The organism is Kangiella shandongensis (genome assembly GCF_020005365.1).
Taxonomy (GTDB): Bacteria; Pseudomonadota; Gammaproteobacteria; order Enterobacterales; family Kangiellaceae; genus Kangiella; species Kangiella shandongensis.
Genome location: NZ_JACNML010000004.1, coordinates 219,007 through 242,042 on the forward strand (window position 1 = coordinate 219,007; position 23,036 = coordinate 242,042).

A 23,036-nucleotide genomic window follows, 5' to 3' on the forward strand; every position below is an offset into this window, starting at 1 on the left:
GACAGTTTAGACCAGTACCCATGGAGGACAAAGTTAGCTTTTATAACGCCATGGTTTCAGGTTAAAATAAGAGAATTACGCCATAAATAAATCAGTTGAATAGGCATGAGTTTAAACTTTTTAGATTTTGAGCGTCCAATCGCAGAGCTTGAGGCGCAAATTGATGAATTACGTTTAACCGGTGAAGACACGGAAATTAACATCAGTGAAGAAATCGAACGCTTGCAAAAGAAGTCTAAGGACTTAACGAAGAAGATCTTTTCTGATCTGTCGGCCTGGCAAGTAGCACAGTTAGCGCGTCATCCTCAGCGTCCTTATACACGTGATTATATTGAACATGTGTTTGACGACTTTGAAGAGCTGGCTGGCGATCGTGCTTTTTCAGATGATGCTTCGATTGTTGGTGGTCTGGCCCGTTTGGATGGCAAGGCCTGTATGGTTATTGGTCATCAGAAAGGCCGCGACACTAAAGCTAAAATCAAGCACAACTTCGGTATGTCTCGTCCAGAAGGCTATCGTAAAGCGAAGCGTCTGATGGAAATGGCGGAACGTTTCGAGTTGCCAGTATTCACTTTTATCGATACTCCGGGCGCTTTTCCAGGTGTTGGCGCCGAGGAGCGTGGTCAGAGTGAAGCGATTGCCCGTAACTTAAAGGTGATGGCGACGTTAAAAACGCCGATCATTGCAACCGTTATCGGCGAAGGTGGCTCTGGCGGTGCTTTGGCGATCGGTGTCGGCGATAAAGTGAACATGTTGCAGTATTCGACTTATTCAGTAATTTCTCCGGAAGGTTGTGCATCGATCCTTTGGAAGAGCGCAGAAAAAGCGGAAGAAGCAGCGCAGGCCATGGGAATTACGGCTGAGCGAATCAAAGAGCTTGGTTTGATCGATAATATCGTCCAAGAACCATTGGGCGGCGCTCATCGTAATTATGTTGAGATGGGTAAGAATTTAAAGGCTCAGTTGATTAAAGATATGGAAAGTCTGGAAAGCCTGGCTACTGACAAGTTGTTGGATAAGCGTTATGACAAGCTGATGGCTTTCGGTGAAGTTACTGAAGGCTAGTTACTAACCATGCCTAATCAAGAGCCAGCAGCTGCAGCTATTACTCAGTTTCTGGCTCAATTCCCTCCGCAGAAAAATAGTCACTTTGTCGTTGCTTTAAGTGGTGGAGCCGATTCCATCGCGTTGCTGCATGCACTGTCGAAGCAAGTCGATTCAGAGCATATTCTTGCTGTTTATATTAATCATCAGTTGCAACCTGAGTCATCAGAGTGGGCGCAGTTTAATCGAGATATTTGTCAGCGCTGGGGGATTCCTTTCAAAGCTATTGATGTCACTGTAAATGCCGATGCTGCCAGCCTGGAAAATGAAGCACGACGAGCTCGCTACGATGCTCTGGCTCAGTTTATTACCGACCAACAGCTGTGTTTATTAACCGCTCACCATAAAGACGATCAGGTTGAAACCCTGCTGTTGCAGCTGTTTCGTGGCGCTGGACCAAAAGGATTGTCGGCCATGCCGCTCACAATAGCGTTTGCCGAAGGTGTTCATGCGAGACCGTTTCTGGCGCTGAGCAAGCAGGATATTTTGAATTACTGTGCAGCGTATGGCTTAGCTTTCGTCGAGGATCCTTCTAACGAGGACACCAAACACCGCCGCAATTTTTTAAGGCAAAAAGTGATCCCTTTGCTGGAGCAGGAGTGGCCACAATTGCGGGAGACATTGTATCGTGTCAGCGAGTTACAGGCAGATACGCAACAAGTTATTGAGGAGCAAGCTCAGCAGGATTTAGCAGCCTGTTATGAGCAGGGGAAGGGGCTGAGTCTGGAGGTTCTGGGGGCGCTTTCTCCGCCGAGGCAGCATAATGTGTTGCGTTATTGGCTGAGTCAGCTTGGACTGACGATGCCGAGTCGCAAGGTGTTGCAGCAACTGACTCAGCAAATGTTGCAGTCAGAGAGTGACAGCCAACCGGCCATTGAGTGGCAAGGTGGTGTCTTTCGCCGCCATACAGGGTTCCTGTTATGGGATAGTGGGCGGCAACAAGCGCTAGATTTTACACCTACCACCTGGGAGGGACAGCAGGATTTACGATTAAGTGATAAGGTTTTACTGCCTGCTCGCTGGTTACAGCAGCGCTATCCGGAGCTGGTGGGGAGGGTGTTGACCGTGTCGCTGCGGCAGGGAGGAGAGCGCTTTCGAAAGCCCAACTCTACGCAAACCACCAGTCTTAAAAATTACTTTCAAGAGACTGGTGTGCCGAGCTGGCAACGCTCTAACGTGGTGCTTATCAGTTATCAGGATGAGGTCCGCGCAATTTATACTGAGCACCTTGCTGACTATCTAAAAAATTCTATCTAATTCATCCAAAGACCAGCCGTGGTGCTTTGCCCATTGCTCTACAATCGACTTATCCGTTTCTTGATTTAATGGTCTAAACCCAGCCGTAGTATCATTCAGCACATCTTCAATCGCGAGATTATGAGCGTAAAAAATGGGGTCAAGGAATCGCATCAAGGTGGGTTCTTTCAGCGCGAAATTAACTGGCTTTTTGGCTGCGAGAACCTCTGATTCTTTAAAGTTAAAACCGAACTCGTCTTCTGCGCCTGCATTGGCAAGGATTTTTCCTTTAAACCAGGCTGGAGCGTAACTGTTACTGATAAGATCTTTGATGCCCGTTGCCGTAACGATTATATCGGCCTGTTTTATAGCAGCCTCCACTTGCTGAGGCAGTTCAGCAGATACAGCCTGGTAGCCGCGCTTCTCTATACGCTGCAAACGTTCTGGGAGCATATCAACCACCGTAATGTCCTGGGTTATTTTAGAGAAATAATAGGCAATGCCCGTGCCAACTTTACCGAAACCAAATATGAGTAATTTTTTATTATGAAGCTGTTTTTTCGCCAGCTTCATTATGGCTCGATAAACACCTTCGCCAGTACCTAGACAGGTCTCCAGTGATTTAAGGCGTGTGTTATCCACAGAAACTATTGGGACATGAGCATCTTGATAGGCTTCGTAACGCATCGCGCCGGTTCGCGTCAGCTCGACGATTCCCTGACTAGCATGACATTGCTCTATAAGCTCTGCACCGCAGTCGAGTAGCAGGTCAAAACTGCCACCAATATCTGCCAATGGCTGATAGCGGAGCCCTTCTTGCTGAAGAACCTCGATAGTTTTGGGAGCTTTATGCATGAAAGAAGGGTTGGTAACGGTCACATCAGCACCAGCAGCATCAAGACAGGCTATTTTGAGAAGGGTCGTCAGGGTCAGGGGCACGTTGTGTACGATGGTTATGCCTTGAAGTGGCTTCGTCTTGTCGTATTGTGCCAGCATTTGGTGCATGAACGGGGCCGCGACAGGATCATAAAGCGCAAAGTAGTCAGTGAAACGGCTCATTGTTGACGTTACTCGAAGAAGGTACGGATATTTTTTTCCTGTTGCATGGCATCATTATACCCGAGTTCGATCAAATGCTGGGTAAAATCTTTATCGAATAGCAAATAACTTAAAATATCGTTACCGTCTTTGCCGTCAACGCCGATGCGTTTGAAGAAGAATCGCAATCCACGCGGAAGGTTTTTGAAGTATTGTCCTGCCAGCTCTGCCGGCTCGATGCTTGGCGAAATGATAAAAGCATCAACTGGTTTTAGCGGCAACTGCTCACGTATTAGGTCGGACTCAGGAATGTGGGCCAGTAGTGAATTTACACGCATCATTCGTTCAATGTCGCTTTCGAGACTGTCGATGAAGATGCTATCGAATAAATGGCCGCCAATATCACCGATAGTTGGTATTGTTGAACGGTGCTCTGGCTCATCTCTTAGCGGCTCAACGGTAACAACGAATAGCTTATCCGCTCCTAAGTGTAGAGCGGGGCTGAGGGGAGCCAAAAAGCGCAAAGAGCCATCACCAAAGTGTGCATTATCGATTTGTTGCGATGGGAAAATCATTGGAATTGCAGAAGAAGCGAGTAAATGATCGACTGTGAGTTCTGCTGAGTAGCCGAATCGCCTAAAGCGCTTCCATTCGACTAACTCGGGCTGTCCCTGAAAAAAGCTTACCGAGTTGCCTGAACTGTAGTTGTAACAGGTGGTACAGACTGCACGCAGCAAACCGGCCTGTTTGTTTTTTTCGATATCGTCAAAGCGAATGACGTTTTGCAGCAGCTCCCGCAGAGGGCTGTTATCGAGCAGAGATAGCGGTCGTTTTGTTTCCTTGGCCGGCCAGAATGCATTCCATGACCAGCGCAGGGCATTCCTGATAAGAGTCGATAAGCCGGTTTGATAGACGTGGTTTGGCTTAAAGTTACCCCAGATCTCTTCGAGCCGTCTGGCACCATAATCAAACTGGTGGTTGTTGCTGGCAACAGCAGCTGCATTGATAGCGCCAGCTGAGGTTCCTGTAATAATGCTAAAAGGTGAGCGCTTGGGCTGCTCTAAAATGGTATTAACCGCTTTCAGAACGCCAGCCTGATAAGCCGCCCGTGCGCCGCCGCCAGAAAGGATGAGTGCAGCCGACGTTTCGCTAGTATCTTCGTTTAAAACCTTACTGTCAGTAGCCATAGCTCACACTTAAAGCGCCCAGCGCTTACGTAATGCAGCATAAACTTTATTTGGATATTTGGCGCGACCTCTAGAGCCGTTATAGCGCCCTAAAGCATAAGTCAGGTTGTTTTTTTCCATATCGATATACAGCTTCAGAATATTGCAGCCATAGCGAATATTGGTTTCCATATTGAATAAAGAGTCATCGGGGTGGCCGATTTCGTCCTTCCAGAAGGGCATGACCTGCATCAGGCCACGGGCATTGGCTACCGACAGAGCGTATCTGTCAAAGTTACTTTCTACTTCAATGACTGCGAGTACCAGCTGTGGATCAACGCCCGCTTTATTGGCATAGCGATGGACTAAGGTCAGGATCTTTAACCGCTCTTCAGGCGGAATATGAGGGGCTCGTCGTTTCAGGCGCCCTTCCATGTCCTTCATCCAAACTGCGGCATCGTAACGATCTACGAAGTGGTTTTCCTGTTCCATCAGTTCTTTTAGCTGCATAGAAAAAGCCTGATCGGGGCGCTCCTGCGCCATGGCACAGCTACCCCAAACCAACATTGTCGTAATAAACAGTATGTTACGTAGCATAGTCCGTTTAATTTTTAATTATGATGCGATTATCTTTTGAATATAGTCGACAACATTTTCAACTTCAAGATCCGCTTTTGAACTGTTATCACGATTTTTGTATTCAATGGTATTGTTTTTCAGGCCACGATCACTGACTACCAGGCGATGGGGAATACCCACTAACTCGGTATTGGCAAACATCACACCCGGACTTTCTTTTTGATCGAGGAATAAGGTTTCTATGCCCAGAGATTCCAGTCTTTGGTAAAGCGCTTCGGCAACTTGCTGAACATTTTCAGACTTGTGCATATTCATTGGAATAATCGCAACTTTGAATGGCGCGATAGCTTCCGGCCAGATGATACCATGTTCATCGTGATTTTGCTCAATGGCCGCCGCTACGATGCGAGTTACGCCAATGCCATAACAACCCATGGATAGTGGTTTAGCTTTACCGTTCTGATCGAGGACGGTGCAGTTCATGGTTTTTGAATATTTATCACCCAGCTGGAAAATATGGCCAACTTCAATACCTCGCTTAATTTCCAGAATGCCTTTGCCATCCGGGCTCTTGTCACCGGCAACGATATTGCGTAAATCATAAATGTCACTGAAATCGGCGTCGCGTTTCCAGTTAAAGCCAGTGAAGTGAAAACCGTCTTCGTTGGCTCCACAGGCAAAATCGCTCAATATAGCTGCATCGCGATCAACGATTACGGGTATGCTTAAGTCCTGAGGCCCGCATGATCCCGGAGGACTACCCGCCGTCGATTGAACAACGTCATCACTGACCAGTTCAACCGGCTCGGCAACCAATGCATGTTTACCAGCTTTAACTTCGTTCAGTTCATGATCGCCACGTAGACATAATGCAACGATAGGTTGTTCTTCGCTCACACCTCTGACGAATAGCGTTTTTAAGACTTGGCTGGTCTCAAGACCCATTACGTCCGCGGCTTCTTTTACCGTACGGCAGTTCGGTGTGGCTACTTTTTTTAACTCCTGGCTTGGTGGTGGTGCTTCGCTTGCTGGCGCTAAGCTTTCAGCTTTCTCGATATTGGCAGCATAATCGCTCTCTGTGCTGAAAGCGATAGCGTCTTCGCCGGACTCTGCCAGTACATGGAATTCGTGTGAGCTACTGCCACCAATGGCACCAGGGTCCGCCAATACAGGACGATAGTCGAGGCCGATGCGATCGAAAATGTTGCAATAAGCCTGATGCATAATCTGATAGGTTTGATCCAGCGATTCTTCATCAATGTGGAATGAATAAGCATCTTTCATTAGAAATTCGCGCGAGCGCATGACGCCGAAACGAGGACGTACTTCGTCGCGGAACTTGGTCTGAATTTGATAAAAATTGGCCGGTAGCTGCTTGTAGCTGTTCAATTCGTCACGAATTACAGCCGTAATAATTTCTTCGTGCGTCGGGCCTAAACAGAAATCACGATTATGACGGTCATGGAAACGCAGTAGTTCTGGACCAAACTCATCCCAGCGGCCTGATTCTTCCCATAACTCTGAAGGTTGAACGGAAGGCATCAACATCTCCACTGAGCCTGCTTTGTTCATTTCTTCACGAACAATGGTTTCGACTTTGCGTAAGACGCGTAATCCTGTGGGGAGCCAAGTATAAAGACCTGACGCTATTTTGCGGATCATGCCCGCTCTTAGCATCAGTTTATGGCTCACTAATTCGGCATCACTAGGGTCTTCTTTTAAAGTCGAAAGTAGGTATTGGCTACTACGCATTGGTATCCCTGATTATTGTTTAGACTAAATAGTCGTTTATTGTACCAAGTATTAATTTCCCTAAAAAGCAGAGAGTTAGGCTTACCGGCATGATTTAAGAGATTTTTCTGTCTAAATTTTGTACAATGGTGGTTGCTCGTAAGGGCAGCGTGGTTGGGATAAGTTTGTAATTTCCTTTGTTTTATCAGGAGGTTGTATGACTATCGCCATTAAAACAGCTTTTGCTGCAGCCGCATTAGTTGGGCTGATTGGTTGTAATACCATGTCAGAGCGTGATTATGTGGTGGACAGTAGTTCTGCTGATGATTATGTCTATATTGTGGATTATGAAAAAATGGCTTTGATAGAAAAGGCCAATAAAAAATCACATGTAGGTGTTGATACTTACTGGATCCACCCGCCAGTAAAACGTATCAAACGAAGCGAGTATGAGAAAATGAAAAAAGGTCAATAAGCCTGAAAAGTGCAACAGTTAGGATTGTTGACCTTTTGTCATCGCGTTCTTTAATTAATTGACTCGCTTACCATCAATCCAGGTTTCTAAAACTTGGACGTTCTTGATTTGTTTTGGTGAAATGCTGAATATGTCTTGGTTGATCAGGATAAAGTCGGCACGTTTGCCCGCTTCAAGAGAGCCAATCTGCTCTTCCCAAAATCCAGCATAAGCCGCGTCAATGGTAAAGCTTTTCAGGGCTTCACCGACTGTGAGTCTCTGCTCTGGAATCCAGCCACTTTGTGGCTGGTTGTCGCTGTCTTGGCGCGTTACTGCTGCATGCAGTCCTAGAAAAGGGTTGGCCTTTTCAACTGGGAAGTCAGAGCCCGACGCTATGGTAACCCCATGCTCTAAAAACGTGCGCCAGGCATAAGCCCCTTCCAGGCGCTCTTGACCAAGGCGGTCACCAGCCATATTCATGTCACTGGTCGCATGCGTAGGCTGCATCGAAGCAATAACGCCAAGCTCAGCGAAAATGGGGATCTCTTGCGGTACGACGACCTGTGCATGCTCGATCCGGTGGCGCAGCAGCTGTGCTGACTGTTCATCCTTTAGTTTGGATAGTTGCTCCAATACCAGGCGGTTGGCGGCATCGCCGATGGCGTGGATATTGGTTTGGAAGCCATATCGAGTAATTAGCGATAAATAGTCGGCAAGCTTTTGGGGAGTCGTTAGTAGTAAGCCTTTATTGTCCGGCTCGTCAGAGTAAGGCTCGAGTAGAGCAGCGCCGCGACTGCCTAACGCACCGTCAGAATAGAGTTTTACCGACTGAATTTTTAGGAAAGGACGATTAACTTTCCCCAGCTTGAGCATGGTCTCCAGTCGCGGATCGGCTCCACTGATCATGGAATAGACGCGAAGCGGAATTCGATTATTCTGTGATAACTCAAGCATCAACTTATAGGTTTCAAAGTCAATACCGGCGTCATGGACTGAGGTAATGCCTAGTTTGATCAGGTGATTAAAAGCGAGCTTTAGTGCTGCTACCCGTTCGTCTTTATTGAGCGGTGGGATCTTGTTTTCCACCAAACTCATTGCTGCATCAACGAGAACACCGGTAGCATTACCGCTTTCATCGCGAATAATCTTGCCGCCTTCAGGATCCGGAGTATCTTTATCAATGCCTGCCAGCTTCAAGGCTTTTGAATTGGCCCAGCCAGCATGTCCGTCAATTCTTCTCAGCCAGACGGGTTTCTCAGCTATGACTTTATCAAGCGAAGATTTGCTGGGGAATTCTTTATTAAGCCATAGAACCTGGTTCCAACCACGACCCAATACCCAGCGAGAATCTGGGTTATTTTCAGCATAATGCGCGACTTTATCGACGGTTTCCTGTTCTGAAGAAATACCACGCAGGTTAACGCGCATGAGATCCAGCCCTAAGCCTAATAAATGACCATGGGCGTCAATTAATCCGGGTAATAGCGTTTTGCCTTTACCGTCCATGGATATGCTGAAGCCATTTTTCTTAGCTAGCTCTTGGTGAGAGCCAACGGCCACAATAACACCATCCTCGAATAAGATACTGTTGAACTGCTTTAACTCACCGTCCTGAAAGGTATAGCCATTGATATTATGCAACAGAGTGGGTAATGCTTTCGTTTGGGCGCTCCAGAAGAGTGAGGCACAGGCGATAAACAATGATAGAGCGAATAGTTTTTTCATGGCTTTATTCTTTCGGGACAAGTGGTTAGGTAAGTAAATACTGTAATACAAGTCTGAAGCAATATAAAGCGCCCACTGATTTTTATAACTTGTTGATTCTTATAAGTAACATAAAACTGTCATACAAGTGTCGTCGGCTCGTCATCGTGGGTGGGTATAACAGGCAAAAAGAAAGAGGATATGTATGTTTAAATCGTTTAAGGGTCTTCCCGACCTACCCTATGCCATTGCCTCAATTGAGCAGACTCAATACCAAAGCAGTCTTTTAGAGTTGGTTCAGGCGTTGATTCGCAAAGCTTCTATAACCCCAGACGACGCTGGTTGTACCGAACTGCTCGCAAAGCGGCTTGAAGCAATTGGTTTTTCGACGGAGTATTTAAACAAAGGCTCTGTCACCAATTTATGGGCGGCGCGCGGTCATGGTAAAGCTGAGCAACCGGTGGTAGTTTTTTCTGGTCATACCGATGTAGTGCCACCGGGACAAAATGCACAATGGAACACCGAGCCATTTAATCCGATAGTCAAAGATGGATATATTTATGGGCGCGGCGCTTCTGATATGAAAGGGAGTCTGGCCGCCATGGTGGTGGCGGCTGAGCTGTTTGTAAAACGCTATCCGCATCATCAAGGCAGCATTGGCTTCATGTTAACCAGTGATGAGGAAGGTGAAGCGGTTGACGGCACCCAGCACATCGTAAACACCTTGTCCGAGCGTGGCGAGCGAATCGATTATGCGATTGTCGGCGAACCCACGACGGATAAGCAGCTGGGCGATTCGATTCGAATTGGTCGTCGTGGTTCGATCAATGGTACGATCACAATCAAAGGTAAGCAGGGGCATGTGGGCTACCCAGAGCAGTTAAATAACCCTATTCATTACTCTTCGAAACTGATTCATAAGTTGGCCAATAAACGCTGGGATATACCGAGCCGCTATTTTCCCTCTACCAGTTTCCAGTTAGTCAAAGTTTATTCAGAAAGTGGCGCCATGAATGTCACACCGGCAACGCTGGAAATGGTGTTTAACTTCCGTTATTCACCGCGTAATTCCTTTGAAAAAATCAAAGGTTACGTGGAGAGAAAAGCACAGAAATATGGTCTGGATGCCGAGTTTGAATGGGAACATGAGGCACAGCCTTATATCACCCGTCGTGGAAAATTAAGGAAAACGGTACAGAAAGTGATTCAGCAGCAAAGCCAGCTGAAAACACGCTTAACCACGGCTGGCGGTATTTCCGATGGCCGTTATATTAAGCAGCTGGCCAGTCAGGTGATTGAACTTGGACCTTGCAATAAGACGATTCATCAGGCCAATGAGCGAGTGGCGCTGTCTGAATTAAATCGCTTATGTCATTTGTATTACCGGATCCTGGAAGAATTGTTGATACAAAATAACTAACATCACGGTTAACATATTTCATCAGTTTTAGCTGGTCACAACCGCTGTCTGTTTGTAATCTATAAGCATAACACGATGAGGATTATTTATGTTTAAGGTTGCCGGAATCGATCACATTGTTTTGCGTACCTCGAAGCTTGCACAAATGCTGCACTTTTACCGTGATATTTTAGGCTGTGAGGTCGAGCGAGAAACTTCAAAGGAGCTGGGATTAATCCAGTTACGCGCTGGCAGTGCTTTAATTGATATTGTGACTGTCGATGGTCAGATAGGAAGAAAGGGGGGTGGCCCGCCCTCGGATAAAGACAATAACCTGGATCACTTTTGTTTACAATTAGAACCTATATCGGAAGAGTCTGTTAAGCAGCACCTGACTGCTCATGGTATCAAGGTCGGAAAGTTTGATAAGCGCTATGGTGCCCAGGGCTATGGGCAGTCGATTTATATTCAGGATCCGGAAGGCAATACGGTCGAATTACGCTCCCAGATTTAAGCCCTTATGTATCAGACCAAATGGCCAGCTCGTTTCCACTCGGTTCGGTGAAGTGGAAGCGGCGTCCACCGGGGAACGAAAAAATGGGTTTGGTCACGGTTCCGCCGTACTGCTCGACTATGCTTTGTGTCGCTTCCAGGTTGTCGCTGTACAACACGATTAACGCGCTGCCGTTATCTGTGTGTGCCTTCAAGTCTGACTGGAAAAATCCACCGTTAAGCCCCGAATGGCTGAACGCTGTGTACTCAGGACCGTAGTCGGTAAACTTCCAGTTAAAGGCCTTCTCAAAAAACGATTTTGTAGCCCCTAAGTTACTGGCAGGAAACTCGACATAATTAATCGGTGTAGGACTCATTACATGCTCCATCCTCAATGGTTACACTTTTGTTATAACGCTATCGCCGATAAAAGAAAAGCCTGCGATACAGAAAGTGCATGCAGGCGAAGTTACGAGGGGAGAAGCTGGTTATATTATTAATCGATATAGCGCTTACGCTTTTTTTCCTTAAGTTTTAGTAAGTCCACCCAAACCACACTGTCGATGCAGTCGCCAAAGTCTGGATCAACACCAAAGTCATAGAAGGTTACACCGCCGTCTTCGCATAAATCACTGTATTGTTTAAATAATGTAGGAACCGTGACATCCATTGCAGCTAACTCCTTTTTCAGCACCTTAAACGCCTCCGGTTGCTCCAGCTGGTTAAAGAGGCGCTCCAGCCTGGCTTTCTGTACTGGTTTGATGCGATAGGAATTAAAGGAGCGAACCAAATTAATAGCCGCACCATGGTATCGGCTGAAATAGTACACCAGCATGTCTTTGGCGAAAGCAGGGTAGTCATTGCTCAAACTGACAGAGCCAAAAAGATAGCGGATATGAGGGTTCTGGCGAATGTAAGCACCAATACCGAACCACAAATAATCGAGGCTACGTTTGCCCCAGTATTGGGGCTGTATGAAGCTGCGTCCTAATTCCATCGATGTAGGAAACTTCTTTTGTAAACTGTCTTCGTAACTGAACAAAGTTTCGGAGTAGAGTGTCTGTTCTTTATCGAACTTATTAATGTCGGCAATTCGATAACTACCAACAACCTCCATGTCACTCGAATCCCATAGCACGATGTGTTTGTAATAGTAATCGAATTTATCCATATCACGGCGGTTGCCAGTCCCTTCTCCTACTGCGCGGAAGGCCACTTCGCGTAGGCGACCGATTTCACGTAGTAAGGCCGAATCAGTGGTATCTTCTAGCAGATAAATGATTTTACCATCGGCAGTTTCACCAAGGTGCTGGCACTTACCCAACTCCTCAATCAGTACTTTTCGGTTCTCCGGGTGGGCGATGGCACGCTCTGTTTCGAACAGCTCCTCACGCTCATGTTTCAGTCCATAAACGTGCTGTTTAAAGCGACCAATGCTTTCTTTGCTCGCTGGCAGTACGCCACTGAATGAAGAGAATGGAATCAGTTTGCCAATTTTAATGGGCAGGGTTAAAGAGACATTTTTAAACATTTCACGTACCAGAAACAGTGTGCTTAAGGGTTTGGCGATTAAAGAAAAGCCGTAAAAGAATCGTGAATTTTTGCCGCCGACATGGATGGGCAGAATAGGGGATTTCGTTTGTTTCGCCATTTTGAGGAAGCCCGAGCGCCATTTGCCGTCGCGGATCCCTTTAAACGACAGCCGAGAGACTTCGCCAGCCGGAAAAAATATCACTGCTTCGTCGGCTTCCAGTGCCTGTTGAATATTTTGCAATTTCTGCTTCGGGTTTCCTTCTGCCTTATTCATATTATTAATCGGCAGGAAGAAAGGACGCAACGGTGACATCGACCATAGCAGATCATTCACCACAATTTGGACGTCCTTACGAACCGAGTGAATAAGGGCCAGGAGAGCGAGACCATCAAGCGAACCCAGGGGGTGATTCGCAATGATGACCACTCTGCCGGAAACTGGAATATTCTCAAGACAGGCATTTGAAACGGTGTAGCTCAGTCCCAAGCGTTGGTTCACTGTTTCCAGAAAGTCCACATGCGACATGTGATAATTCTGTTCAATGAAGTCATTAATTTCTTGCTGGTGAAACAATTTAGCTAGCAGCCGGGTCGCGCCAGATTGAAGTTTGGGTGATTTCTCCAGCTTCGGCAGAAATTGCTCTACCACCTCTTTGCTATCAATCATCGTTTCACCTCGTTCGTTACAGCCAGATGACATAGTGTGTTCATAAGTGGCATTATCTTCGGCAAATATGACAATCGAATTGCATGGATAAGACGCTTTTGTGACAAAAAATATACAGTTTGAAGAGCGGCAGATATGCTTTGTAACTTGCGACAAATCCTTGTCTCACGTACTATATGGCGTCTTTTCGGGGCCTGAGTGACGATGTGCCCCCGTTTTTTAATCAATCGTTAGGCAGAAACGAAAACTATGGCAACTGAAATGCGTAACCACTACTGTGGTGAATTAACGAAAAATGAAGAAAATCAAACGGTTACTTTGTCAGGATGGGTTCATCGTCGCCGTGACTTAGGCGGACTCATCTTTTTACAACTGCGCGATCGCACGGGTGTGATCCAGGTAGTGGTTGATCCTGATTTTAAAGAGCTTTTCAGTTTAGCCGAGCAATTACGCAGTGAGTTTGTGGTTCAGGTCAAAGGCCAGGTGCGCGCCCGTCCTGAAGACATGGTCAATAAAAACATGGCTTCTGGTGAAATCGAGGTGTTGGCACAGGATATTGATATTTTAAACCGTGCCAAGCCACCAGCAATTCCGATTGACGAGAACTTGGAAGCTTCAGAAGAGCAGCGTTTAAAGTATCGCTATCTGGATTTACGCCGCCCTGAGATGGCGAATAACATTATTTTTCGCCATAAAGTGACCAGTGCCATGCGTCGCTATATGGATGAGCACGGGTTTATTGACGTGGAAACACCGATTCTAACCAAGGCGACGCCGGAAGGTGCTCGTGACTATTTAGTGCCAAGCCGGGTGCACAAAGGTTCTTTCTACGCGCTGCCTCAGTCGCCACAGCTGTTTAAACAGCTGCTGATGATGTCAGGCTTTGATCGCTATTATCAGATCGTTAAGTGCTTCCGTGATGAAGATCTCCGCGCCGATCGTCAGCCAGAGTTTACGCAGCTGGATATCGAGATGTCGTTCATGAACCAGGAAGAAATCATGAACCTGATGGAAGGTCTGGTTCGCCATTTGTTCAGTGAGCTGAAAGGTATTGAGTTACCAGAGTTCCCACGCATGAGCTACGCCGAAGCGATGGAGCGTTATGGCTCTGACAAACCGGATTTACGTATGGATACTGAGCTGGTGACTGTCGACGAGTTAGTGAAAGATGTTGAATTTAAGGTATTTGCTGGCCCGGCAAACGATGACAAGAGCCGCGTAGCCGCTTTACGAGTACCTGGCGGTGCCCAGTTCAGCCGTAAACAAATTGACGAGTACACCAAGTATGTTGGTGTGTACGGCGCGAAAGGCTTGGCCTGGATGAAGGTCAACGGCGCGGGTGCCGAAGGTATTCAAAGCCCGGTACTGAAGTTCCTGGGTGAAGACGTCGCGCTTAAGGTGGTTGAGACAGTCGGTGCCGAAGAGGGTGATATCATCTTCTTTGGTTCGGATAAGAGCATGGTGGTTGCCGATGCCATGGGCGCGTTGCGCTTAAAAACAGCAGAAGATCTGGGGCTGATTAAAGATGAGTGGAAGCCGTTGTGGGTCGTTGATTTCCCAATGTTCGAGGAAATTGACGGTGAAATCCATGCATTGCACCATCCGTTTACGGCGCCAACGGACAATGACGCAGCGGCAGTAAAGGCCGATCCGACAGGAACTTTGTCAAAAGCCTATGATATGGTATTGAACGGTAGCGAAGTTGGTGGAGGCTCGGTTCGTATCCATGACGAAGCGATGCAGGAAGTGGTGTTTGGCATCCTGGGTATCGAAGAAACCGAGCAGCGTGAAAAGTTTGGTTTCTTATTAGACGCTTTGAAATTCGGTTGCCCTCCGCACGGTGGTTTGGCATTCGGCCTGGATCGTTTAGTCATGCTAATGGTGGGTGCCGATTCGATCCGTGATGTTATTGCCTTCCCGAAAACGACCACAGCAAGCTGTCCGCTAACTCAGGCACCGAGCACTATCGAAAACAAGTTGTTGGATGAGCTAGGCATCGACATTAAAAAGAAAGAGTCTTAAGGTAAAGTAGGTAAATTTCATTTGTCATTCCCGCCTTGGTGGGAATGACGGCTAACCGTTGAGGTTGGTTAGCCAGATATGAGAAAGCTATGAAAGTTTTCTAAAGAAAAGAGGTAGTATTATGGCGGGACATTCCAAATGGGCAAACATCAAACACAGAAAAGCAGCCCAAGACGCAAAACGCGGAAAAATATTTACTAAAATCATTCGTGAGCTTGTGGTTGCAGCACGTGAAGGCGGCGGTGACCCAAATGATAATCCTCGTCTACGCGCAGCAATGGATAAAGCGCTTGGCGCCAACATGAAGAAAGACACCATCGAAAAAGCCGTTGACCGTGGTACCGGTAATGCTGACGGTGATAACTACGAGGAGCTTAACTACGAAGGTTACGGTCCCGGTGGTGTTGCCATTCTCGTTGAGTGTATGACGGATAACAAAAACCGTACTGTTGGTGAAGTGCGTCATGCTTTCACTAAACATGGCGGCAACTTGGGCACCAGTGGCTCGGTAGCGTATCTGTTTGATAAGAAAGGTCAGTTTGTATTTGGTGATAACTTCAATGAAGACGAACTGATGGAAGCGGCACTGGAGTCGGGTGCGGAAGACTTTATTGCACACGATGATGGTTCGTTCGAAGTATTAACGGCTCCAGAAGACTTCCTCGACGTTAAAGACGCGCTGAAAGAAGCAGGCTTTGAAGCGGAAAATGCCGAAGTAACTATGCTACCTTCGACCCAGGCAGAGTTGGATGTGTCTGAAGGAACGAAAGTGGTTCGATTGGTTGATCGCCTGGAAGAGCTGGATGATACGCAGAATGTTTATACGAATGCTGACATCCCTGCGGAATCCTACGACAACCTGTAAAAACGTCTATACTTGCTGATACATTGTTAAATTTCCTTTTTCATTTCATCATTTACTATGTGTAAACTCATAAACGGAAAAGGAAATTTGCCGCGTCTCAGCATCGTCTAGAGCGTTTTTGGCTAAGTGTTCTGTTCAAATAAGAAAACTCGGCTTTTTATAAAACTTTTGGCGCGCCTCACCTGCACTCAATTGATTTGTGTGATCTTTAAGTAATCCTAGTTTATAGGATGGGTTAGGCGTAGCCGTAACCCATAGAAGCTGTATTTCCTGGTTTAAGTTCTCCAGAGGCTCCCCACCTTTAATTCCTCGCAGCAATATTTTCCAGTCATGGTATGATAACTTTCAAACAATAACTTTGCTTTAGTGGCTTATTAATGCCGATAATTTTAGGAATAGATCCCGGTTCAAGAATTACTGGCTTCGGTATTATCGAAGTGGGTGGTGATATCCCTGCAAATAAACCGCGTTACATTACCAGCGGCTGTATTCGCATTAAAGAGGGTTCGCTGGATCTGAAATTAAAGCAAATTTTTGATAGTGTCTGTGAGTTAATCCTTGAGTTTAAACCTGATGAGTTTGCCATCGAGTCGGTATTTATGTCGAAAAATGCAGATTCGGCGCTGAAGCTGGGGCAGGCGCGTGGTGCGGCCATTGTCGGAGCCGGCCATTACGCTTTACCTGTCGCGGAGTATCCGGCACGTAAAGTTAAACAGTCTGTGGTAGGGACTGGCGGCGCGGATAAGACTCAGGTGCAACACATGGTGAAAATGATTTTAAAACTGCCTTCAAGTCCACAGGCGGACGCGGCTGATGCTTTAGCCGTAGCCTTGTGTCATGCCAATACCAGCCAGGGGCTGGCACAACTGAAGGGGGCAAAAACAATAGCAAGAGGACGATTACGTTGATTGGTCGAATTCGTGGCACATTAATAGAAAAAACACCGCCATTTATCATTATCGAAACCAGCGCTGGCGTTGGCTATGAAATACAGGTTCCCATGACAACTTTCTATCAGTTGCCGGAAGAGGGTACTGAAACGATAGTCGCCACTCACTTGTCGATTTCTGAAAACTTACATGCACTGTACGGGTTTATCAGTAACAAGGACAAAATCTTATTCCGTGAGTTGATTAAAGTGAATGGCGTTGGCCCCAAACTTGCCCTGGCCATTTTGTCGGGCATGGAAGCGGATGAATTTGTGATGACGGTGCACGATGGCAATGTTGATCGTTTAGTCAAGCTGCCGGGCGTTGGTAAGAAAACGGCTGAGCGTTTGCTGGTCGAAATGTCGGACAGGCTGAAAGGATGGTCTGTTTCTGGCTTGCCAAGCTCAGCCGAGACAGCCGGTGAAACTACCGCTACGGTGTCAAGAGCCGGCGATGTGACTCAGGAAGCCGTGAGTGCACTGGTGGCGCTTGGCTACAAGCCACAGCAAGCGAGTAAGGCCATTTCGCAGGTAGAGTCCGATGGCCTGAAGAGCGAAGAACTGATTCGCCTGGCCTTGAGACAACTAGCGGCTTAGCCTATGAAAGTGTCTGTGGTAACAGCTCTCAGCCTGCTTGCGCTCTTGCCCTGCATCAGCCTGGCTTCTGAGGAGGCGGTGACTGTGACGGGCAAGCGCTTGTCGCAGGAAGAGGTTGAGGCAATGGGAGAGCCTGTCGCGGTTATCACACAAGAGGACATTGACCCGAATATGAGCGTGGCTGAACTGTTGGCCATGATGAACGCTAAGGTCAAACACGAGACAACGCTTACCCCTGATGAGCGGTTTGATAAAGGCTATGAGTTCTACCGTTCGGAAAATTATGAGAAAGCCTTTAAGTACTTTTATCCTTTAGCGCAGGAAAATGAATCCAGTGCGCAGTTTTATGTCGGCTATATGTTTGATATGGGACTGGGTATAAAGGCTGATAATGCTAAAGCAAGGCAGTGGTATTTGAAGTCTGCAGAGCAGGGCGTTGCGATTGCTCAGAATAACTTGGGAAGCATGTACCAGAATGGTGATGGAGTTGAGCAAGATGCCAAGAAAGTCGTGTACTGGTATTCCAAGGCCGCCTTTAATGGCAATGCTCAGGCACAGTTTAATTTGGCTTACCTTTACGACTCGGGTGAGCTGGTGGAACAGGATTACTTTAGAGCCGCTGAGCTGTACAAAATGGCCGCTAATCAGGGACATCCAGATGCAGCCTATAATATTGCCATGTCCTATCAGGAAGGCGATGTTTACGAGAAAAGTCAGGAACGCGCGATTAACTGGCTATTTAGGGCCGCGGATTTAGGTAGCACTGATGCCATGAATAAGTTGGGTGTTGCTTACTTTGAAGGAAAGGGGCTACCACAGAACGATAAAAAAGCGTTGCAATGGTTTATTGAAGCAGGAGAAGCGGGATTATCTGTGGGGTTATATAACTCGGGCTGGATGATCGATAATGGTCGTGGTCAGGAAGAAGACGATAAGCTTGCACATGAATATTACTTGAAAGCGGCGGAAAACGGACATGTTGATGCGCAGTACAATGTCGGTTACAACTTTTATGCTGGCGAGGGAACTTCGGTCGATTATCAGAAAGCTATTTACTGGTTTGAAAAAGCCATCGAGCAAAATAGTGATGATGCCATGAATGAATTGGCTAACATGTACTATGAAGGCAAAGGTGTTGAAACGAACCTGGTTGAAGCCCGTCGACTGTGGTTAAAAGCTGCTGAAATGGATAACGTTTTTGCGACCTACAATCTAGGTAACATGTATGAAAGCGGTTTTGGTATTCCGCAAAACATGCAGGAATCTTTTCGTTGGTATTTAAAGGCAGCTGAGCTTGGAGATCTCGAAGCGCAGGTCAAAGTGGCACGGATGTACAAAAAAGGTTTAGGAGTGAAGCCTGATAACAGTAAATATCAGGCTTGGCTGCAGGAAGCTGCCGCTCGAGGATCGGAGCAAGCCAAAAAAGAGTTAAAAGAAGTTAAAGATTAATCTACTTAAAACTTTTTCGAATCGCTTTTAATTCTTTAAGCGATGTTTTAATAAAAAAAGCATTGCCGCTGGCTTTTTGACCAATTTGCCAGGTGCCATACATAACGGTGTTGTCTTTAAACAGGTTCAGAGTATAGCGGATTGGGGCCGCACCGTCTTGATACTGCTTGATGAAGCTAATGGTCCGGTTATCATGAATCTTTGGCTTTAAAGCCTGCGCGACTCGAGCAAAATGCTTGGCATCTCGAGCAGTATTCGGCTCTAGAAAGACAATACCAAATTGTGAATCGTTAGGCTGCTTAACGAGCATGGAAAAAGCGATGTCAGGCTGCGAGCTGTTCCCATGATAATCATAGTAACCAACCCAAACGCCACTAATCGCATGTGGTTTTAATTTCTTCTTGTGAGGCTTTTTGGAAGACTTATTAAACATCTCAGCCCAAAGCTCTGCCTCGTCTTGAGTGATTCTGCTATCTGCTGCCTGCAGGTTGAAAGCTGCAACCAATATGGCGAGAAGCCCCCATACACGAGTTTTCATTAATATTTTCATGAAAGTCCTATCGTTCTTATATGAATCATGCTCGGTCAGTCTAGCACCTTGTGAACTGGTCGACAATTTTGCCAGATTTAGCAATGCTTGAGCCTACCTAAACATTCCCCTAAACTAGTCACGAAAAAAACGAATCTGGATAAACATGGCTTCAAAAGACTACCGATATACTGAAATCCAAGCCATTATGCCGCCTAAAATGATTTGGGCAATTGTGGCTCTACTGCTAGTTGTGACCGGCTTATTTGGCTATATTTATATTGCTCAGGAATTTCTGGGACGGCCTGTTGATGAGAACTCCGTACCGACACACTGGGCATTGATTATTTTTATTGCGACTGCGCTACTTACCTTTTATGTCTCACGACTAAAAATGATTACTCGCGTTGATGATGAGTCTTTGACCATGAGTTTAGGCGTGATCGGTAAACGTCAATTCCTATTAGAGTCCATTCAGTCGGTCAGAGACTATGATGGTAATCCTGCGGCCGACTTTTTAGGGTATGGTTACCGAATAGGGATTAAGCAGACCGGCTATATCGGCCGTGAAGAAAAAGCTATAACTCTTAAAATCCAGGAGCAAAAACGTGAGCTGGTGATCACAACAGCTGATCCTGAGGAACTTAAGAGTGCTATTAAGCCAGGTGAATAGACTTGGCTTTAATGGCTCTATACAGCACTACAACATTTGAATCAGCTGGATATAGTTACCACAGGTATCATCAAAGGTGGCGAGCTTAACTGTGCCTATTTCCTTAGGATCGGCAATGAATTCAACATCTAACTTGGCGAGGCGCTTATACTCGCTTTGCAGGTCATTTACCTGAAATGAAGTCCAGGGGATCCCAGCATCTTTTAGTTCCTGCTGATAGGTTTGCGATGGAGGGAAGGCTGTTGGTTCGAGTAATAATTCAATTCCATTTTGTTCATCAGGTGAGACAACAGTTAACCACCTATGCTCCCCCATCGGAATATCAGTCTTTTTGATAAAGCCCAGTACCTGAGTATAAAATCGTAAGGCTTTATCCTGATCATCTACCGGCACACTGGTGACGTGTATTTTTAGCATCGGTCAGAACTCCTTGTTTAACGTACTTCATCATCTGGATGGTTCATGAACTTTACTGTTCATTAAACCCCTTACCTTCGAAGATCTTCGGCATACATTTTTCTATTCTTGAAAAACGTGTCTGAGATTGTTTGGCTGAAGATAAGTGGAGGATATAACTTCGTTGACGGCCGGGGGTTAGGGCTTCAAAAGCGTCCCTCAGAGCCGGCATTTCATGGAATTTTTGTTCTAACTCCTGAGGAACTGGCCCCGGTTCTTTTTTAAAGTCGACTTTTGCTCCTGACTGATTAACTTTGATAGCTTCTTCGATGTATGCCTTAATCGTTGGCTCCATGCTGGATACTTCTTCGGGGCTGGTAAAGGTCATACGACGGGCGGCCTGTGTGTTCTCACCAGGCTTTTCTAAGACGCCTTCAGGATCTTTTAAAAGTGAGCCTTGGGTAAATAACAGTGCACAGAAGTTTTTAAAGCCCTGCAGAATAATGATGTTGTTGTCGTTGTGGGTATAGCAGGGTTTGGCCCACTTTAGTTCTTCGGTTAACTCGCAGCTTAAAGCGATTGCTCTTAGTTGCTCGAGTTCTTGTTGCCACTGCTTGGATTTATAAAAGAAACCATCAACGGTAGGGTTGGTACGGGTTTTTACGTCTTGACTCATGAAAGGCTCCTTGTCGCTTGTTAATCCGTAATCTTTGTATCATAGATTACCTCGGTTAACAGCAAAAACCGTTAACCATGTGCCAGTATCGCTTCCGGAGGAACTTGATGTTCTAATTCGTAGCAATTTCCGGGAGGAGGTTGATGACCTGGAGGTCTATCCGGAAACCAGATGCGACATTTACCAGGTGGTGGCATATGACCTTCAGGGATATGTGGTGAATGTTTAGGATGAGGACCTGATCTCGGATGGGGATGACGATCATAATAGCCCAAACAGCCACTCAGGATAATACTGCCGAGAATTAGCAAGGCAATGTTTCGCAGAGGTAATGAGGCTTTCATATACTTCCCGAATATAATTAACCAATAAATTGATCCTATCAAAAAACTAAAAGTATTTTTTGGGGTGTAGGCAATTATATAAGGCCTGTTCTATGGAAGCTTATTGGGATAGTAGTTTCTGAACGTCAGGATAGTTGTTTTATCATGAGTTCCCAGTCACCGCCATGAATTGCACCGGGATAATCGACGACTGGAAGTGACGTTGTGGTTTGGTAGCCGAGTTTAGTATACAGTTTCCTTGCCACTGTATTTTCAGAAGCAACAATCAGACTCATTTGTTTAACACCCTGAGCTTTCGCCTTTGATTCGGCCTCGCTTAGCAGTGCCTTAGCGATGCCTTTCCCGCGGTGATTTTCCTTTGTTGCTACTGCATTGATATACCAGCTTCCGGGGGCTTTTGACTCGAGCTTTACTAGTGGCTTAACAATCTCAGGGTAGTCATCTATATCGTCGAGAATATAAGGATCGTCGAGTTGGTAAGAAATGATCATCCCCAGTAGCCCGGATTTGTCTCTGATAACTCGGGCATTTTTATAACTGAATCCCCCTTCTTCGCGAGCGGCTCGCTGTGCGCCTATTTCGAGAGGGGGCTCGGCGCCTTCTGCCATTCCTGACCATAAGTACTCAGGAATTCCTTCACCTGCTAAGTTAATTAAATAAGCCAGTTCGCTAGCATCTTTGGGGTAGGCATTCTCAATTTGCATGATTCTAGAGTAACATATGGACAAGCGATATTGATACTAACAGTTCAAAACCTAAGGTAGCAGCGACAATATTATTAATGATTATTGTTTTTTGATTTTCTTATCCCCGGAGGTGGATAGTCACTTACTTTCCGCTTTTTTAACGCGGATCTTATTACCATCAACTTCACGAGCATTCAGGTTCTTAACTGCTGCTTTGGCTTCACCGGGCTTTGGCATCTCGACAAAACCAAAACCTTTAGAGCCGCCAGTGGCTTTGTCCATGATCAAGTTACACCATTGGACCGTACCATATTCTTCAAACAGCGCTTTGACTTGATCTTCAGTGGTTGAGCGAGCTAGATTTCTAACGAGTAATTTCATTTGCAAGGATGTTCTCTAAAAGTATTTACCACATCATATCACTAGTCGCTGTAGATAGCTGGTTAATATGATATCTACTCATCATCTCCAGTATAGAATACATAGCCAGTGCCCGGTTTGTACCTAAAGTACCGGGACCAGGAAATAGTGGCTAACTCTTCTACAGACAGTTTGGGTTCGTTTCCTTCCTGGTGTACAGAAACATCATTTAGATTTTTGTCTGACCGTATTAGCTCAATGCCTTTTGACTCTGCTTCTTCATGGTTATCTGCTCTTACTATTTTAGTGGTATAAAACCCACCTTTCTCATTACTTTTACCATCTAAATTGAGTATGAAGTCGGCCCCGTGAATGAGTACTTGATAATATGCCATAAAAATTTTGTTT

The 23,036-nt window shown here is 46.1% G+C and carries 24 protein-coding genes and 1 pseudogene; 11 read left to right on the plus strand and 14 right to left on the minus strand.

Annotated elements, in window-relative coordinates; genetic code table 11:
• Positions 1–105 precede the first annotated feature (105 nt).
• On the plus strand, positions 106–1,065 hold the full coding sequence (locus tag H7708_RS06155) for an acetyl-CoA carboxylase carboxyltransferase subunit alpha (protein WP_223669600.1): 960 nt from the start codon (positions 106–108) through the stop codon (positions 1,063–1,065).
• A 9-nt stretch (positions 1,066–1,074) separates the two neighbouring features.
• Complete coding sequence (tilS, locus tag H7708_RS06160; RefSeq protein WP_223669601.1) at positions 1,075–2,361, plus strand: tRNA lysidine(34) synthetase TilS; 1,287 nt, start codon at positions 1,075–1,077, stop codon at positions 2,359–2,361.
• On the opposite strand, the gene H7708_RS06165 is transcribed toward tilS, so the two are convergent.
• The 4 genes from H7708_RS06165 to H7708_RS06180 are packed head-to-tail and all read right to left on the minus strand — an operon-like array spanning position 2,344 to position 6,875.
• On the minus strand, positions 2,344–3,399 hold the full coding sequence (locus H7708_RS06165; protein ID WP_223669602.1) for an NAD(P)-dependent oxidoreductase: 1,056 nt from the start codon (positions 3,397–3,399) through the stop codon (positions 2,344–2,346). The genes tilS and H7708_RS06165 overlap by 18 nt on opposite strands.
• Positions 3,400–3,407: 8 nt before the next feature.
• Positions 3,408–4,565 carry a patatin-like phospholipase family protein gene (locus H7708_RS06170; protein ID WP_223669603.1) on the minus strand — a complete coding sequence of 386 codons (1,158 nt, stop codon included), beginning with the start codon at positions 4,563–4,565 and terminating at the stop codon, positions 3,408–3,410.
• A gap of 9 nt (positions 4,566–4,574) precedes the next feature.
• On the minus strand, positions 4,575–5,141 hold the full coding sequence (locus tag H7708_RS06175; protein WP_223669604.1) for a transglycosylase SLT domain-containing protein: 567 nt from the start codon (positions 5,139–5,141) through the stop codon (positions 4,575–4,577).
• Positions 5,142–5,159: 18 nt separating this feature from the next.
• Positions 5,160–6,875, minus strand: coding sequence for a proline--tRNA ligase (locus H7708_RS06180; RefSeq protein ID WP_223669605.1), 1,716 nt, complete (start codon positions 6,873–6,875; stop codon positions 5,160–5,162).
• Between the two features lie 196 nt (positions 6,876–7,071).
• Here H7708_RS06180 and H7708_RS06185 point away from each other — a divergent pair, with 196 nt between their 5' ends.
• On the plus strand, positions 7,072–7,329 hold the full coding sequence (locus H7708_RS06185; RefSeq protein ID WP_223669606.1) for a hypothetical protein: 258 nt from the start codon (positions 7,072–7,074) through the stop codon (positions 7,327–7,329).
• Between the two features lie 54 nt (positions 7,330–7,383).
• Here H7708_RS06185 and H7708_RS06190 read toward each other — a convergent pair whose 3' ends face one another.
• On the minus strand, positions 7,384–9,033 hold the full coding sequence (locus tag H7708_RS06190; RefSeq protein ID WP_223669607.1) for an amidohydrolase: 1,650 nt from the start codon (positions 9,031–9,033) through the stop codon (positions 7,384–7,386).
• Between the two features lie 184 nt (positions 9,034–9,217).
• Here H7708_RS06190 and dapE point away from each other — a divergent pair, with 184 nt between their 5' ends.
• A complete protein-coding gene (gene dapE / locus H7708_RS06195) occupies positions 9,218–10,432 on the plus strand; it encodes a succinyl-diaminopimelate desuccinylase (RefSeq protein ID WP_223669608.1) in 1,215 nt (404 codons plus the stop codon).
• Between the two features lie 88 nt (positions 10,433–10,520).
• Positions 10,521–10,925, plus strand: coding sequence for a VOC family protein (locus H7708_RS06200; RefSeq protein WP_223669609.1), 405 nt, complete (start codon positions 10,521–10,523; stop codon positions 10,923–10,925).
• Between the two features lie 4 nt (positions 10,926–10,929).
• On the opposite strand, the gene H7708_RS06205 is transcribed toward H7708_RS06200, so the two are convergent.
• Both H7708_RS06205 and H7708_RS06210 read right to left on the minus strand, forming a co-directional pair.
• Positions 10,930–11,280: a VOC family protein gene (locus tag H7708_RS06205; protein ID WP_223669610.1), complete on the minus strand. Its 351-nt coding sequence runs from the start codon at positions 11,278–11,280 to the stop codon at positions 10,930–10,932.
• 119 nt (positions 11,281–11,399) lie between these two features.
• Positions 11,400–13,103: a lysophospholipid acyltransferase family protein gene (locus tag H7708_RS06210; protein ID WP_223669611.1), complete on the minus strand. Its 1,704-nt coding sequence runs from the start codon at positions 13,101–13,103 to the stop codon at positions 11,400–11,402.
• Between the two features lie 261 nt (positions 13,104–13,364).
• Between H7708_RS06210 and aspS the strand changes: the two genes are divergently transcribed.
• The 5 genes from aspS (at position 13,365) to H7708_RS06235 (ending at position 18,964) form a co-directional block, all read left to right on the plus strand.
• Positions 13,365–15,125, plus strand: coding sequence for an aspartate--tRNA ligase (aspS, locus tag H7708_RS06215; RefSeq protein WP_223669687.1), 1,761 nt, complete (start codon positions 13,365–13,367; stop codon positions 15,123–15,125).
• 121 nt (positions 15,126–15,246) lie between these two features.
• Complete coding sequence (locus tag H7708_RS06220) at positions 15,247–15,990, plus strand: YebC/PmpR family DNA-binding transcriptional regulator (RefSeq protein WP_223669612.1); 744 nt, start codon at positions 15,247–15,249, stop codon at positions 15,988–15,990.
• 377 nt (positions 15,991–16,367) lie between these two features.
• Positions 16,368–16,898 carry a crossover junction endodeoxyribonuclease RuvC gene (gene ruvC / locus H7708_RS06225; protein ID WP_223669613.1) on the plus strand — a complete coding sequence of 177 codons (531 nt, stop codon included), beginning with the start codon at positions 16,368–16,370 and terminating at the stop codon, positions 16,896–16,898.
• Entirely contained in the window at positions 16,895–17,515 is a 621-nt protein-coding gene (ruvA, locus tag H7708_RS06230; protein WP_223669614.1) for a Holliday junction branch migration protein RuvA, read from the plus strand. Before ruvC ends, ruvA begins: the two co-directional genes overlap by 4 nt.
• Before the next feature lie 3 nt (positions 17,516–17,518).
• A complete protein-coding gene (locus H7708_RS06235; protein WP_223669615.1) occupies positions 17,519–18,964 on the plus strand; it encodes a tetratricopeptide repeat protein in 1,446 nt (481 codons plus the stop codon).
• Position 18,965: 1 nt separating this feature from the next.
• On the opposite strand, the gene H7708_RS06240 is transcribed toward H7708_RS06235, so the two are convergent.
• Positions 18,966–19,514: a hypothetical protein gene (locus H7708_RS06240; protein ID WP_223669616.1), complete on the minus strand. Its 549-nt coding sequence runs from the start codon at positions 19,512–19,514 to the stop codon at positions 18,966–18,968.
• 145 nt (positions 19,515–19,659) lie between these two features.
• On the opposite strand from H7708_RS06240, the gene H7708_RS06245 reads away from it, so the two are divergent.
• A complete protein-coding gene (locus tag H7708_RS06245; RefSeq protein WP_223669617.1) occupies positions 19,660–20,166 on the plus strand; it encodes a hypothetical protein in 507 nt (168 codons plus the stop codon).
• Between the two features lie 27 nt (positions 20,167–20,193).
• Here the strand turns inward: H7708_RS06245 and H7708_RS06250 are convergent, their stop codons facing one another.
• From H7708_RS06250 to H7708_RS06270, 6 genes and pseudogenes are all read right to left on the minus strand, one after another.
• Entirely contained in the window at positions 20,194–20,583 is a 390-nt protein-coding gene (locus tag H7708_RS06250) for a VOC family protein (protein ID WP_223669618.1), read from the minus strand.
• A gap of 52 nt (positions 20,584–20,635) precedes the next feature.
• On the minus strand, positions 20,636–21,238 hold the full coding sequence (locus H7708_RS06255; protein ID WP_223669619.1) for a YdeI/OmpD-associated family protein: 603 nt from the start codon (positions 21,236–21,238) through the stop codon (positions 20,636–20,638).
• Between the two features lie 71 nt (positions 21,239–21,309).
• Positions 21,310–21,450: pseudogene (locus H7708_RS13535) on the minus strand (tetratricopeptide repeat protein); the annotation flags it as partial.
• Positions 21,451–21,707: 257 nt separating this feature from the next.
• Positions 21,708–22,286 (minus strand): GNAT family N-acetyltransferase, encoded by a 579-nt coding sequence (locus H7708_RS06260; RefSeq protein WP_223669620.1) that lies wholly within the window; start codon positions 22,284–22,286, stop codon positions 21,708–21,710.
• Between the two features lie 120 nt (positions 22,287–22,406).
• Positions 22,407–22,649, minus strand: coding sequence for an RNA recognition motif domain-containing protein (locus H7708_RS06265; RefSeq protein ID WP_223669621.1), 243 nt, complete (start codon positions 22,647–22,649; stop codon positions 22,407–22,409).
• A gap of 74 nt (positions 22,650–22,723) precedes the next feature.
• The gene (locus H7708_RS06270) at positions 22,724–23,023 is read right to left on the minus strand and encodes a hypothetical protein (RefSeq protein WP_223669622.1); all 300 of its coding nucleotides are present in this window, start codon (positions 23,021–23,023) and stop codon (positions 22,724–22,726) included.
• Positions 23,024–23,036: the final 13 nt, after the last annotated feature.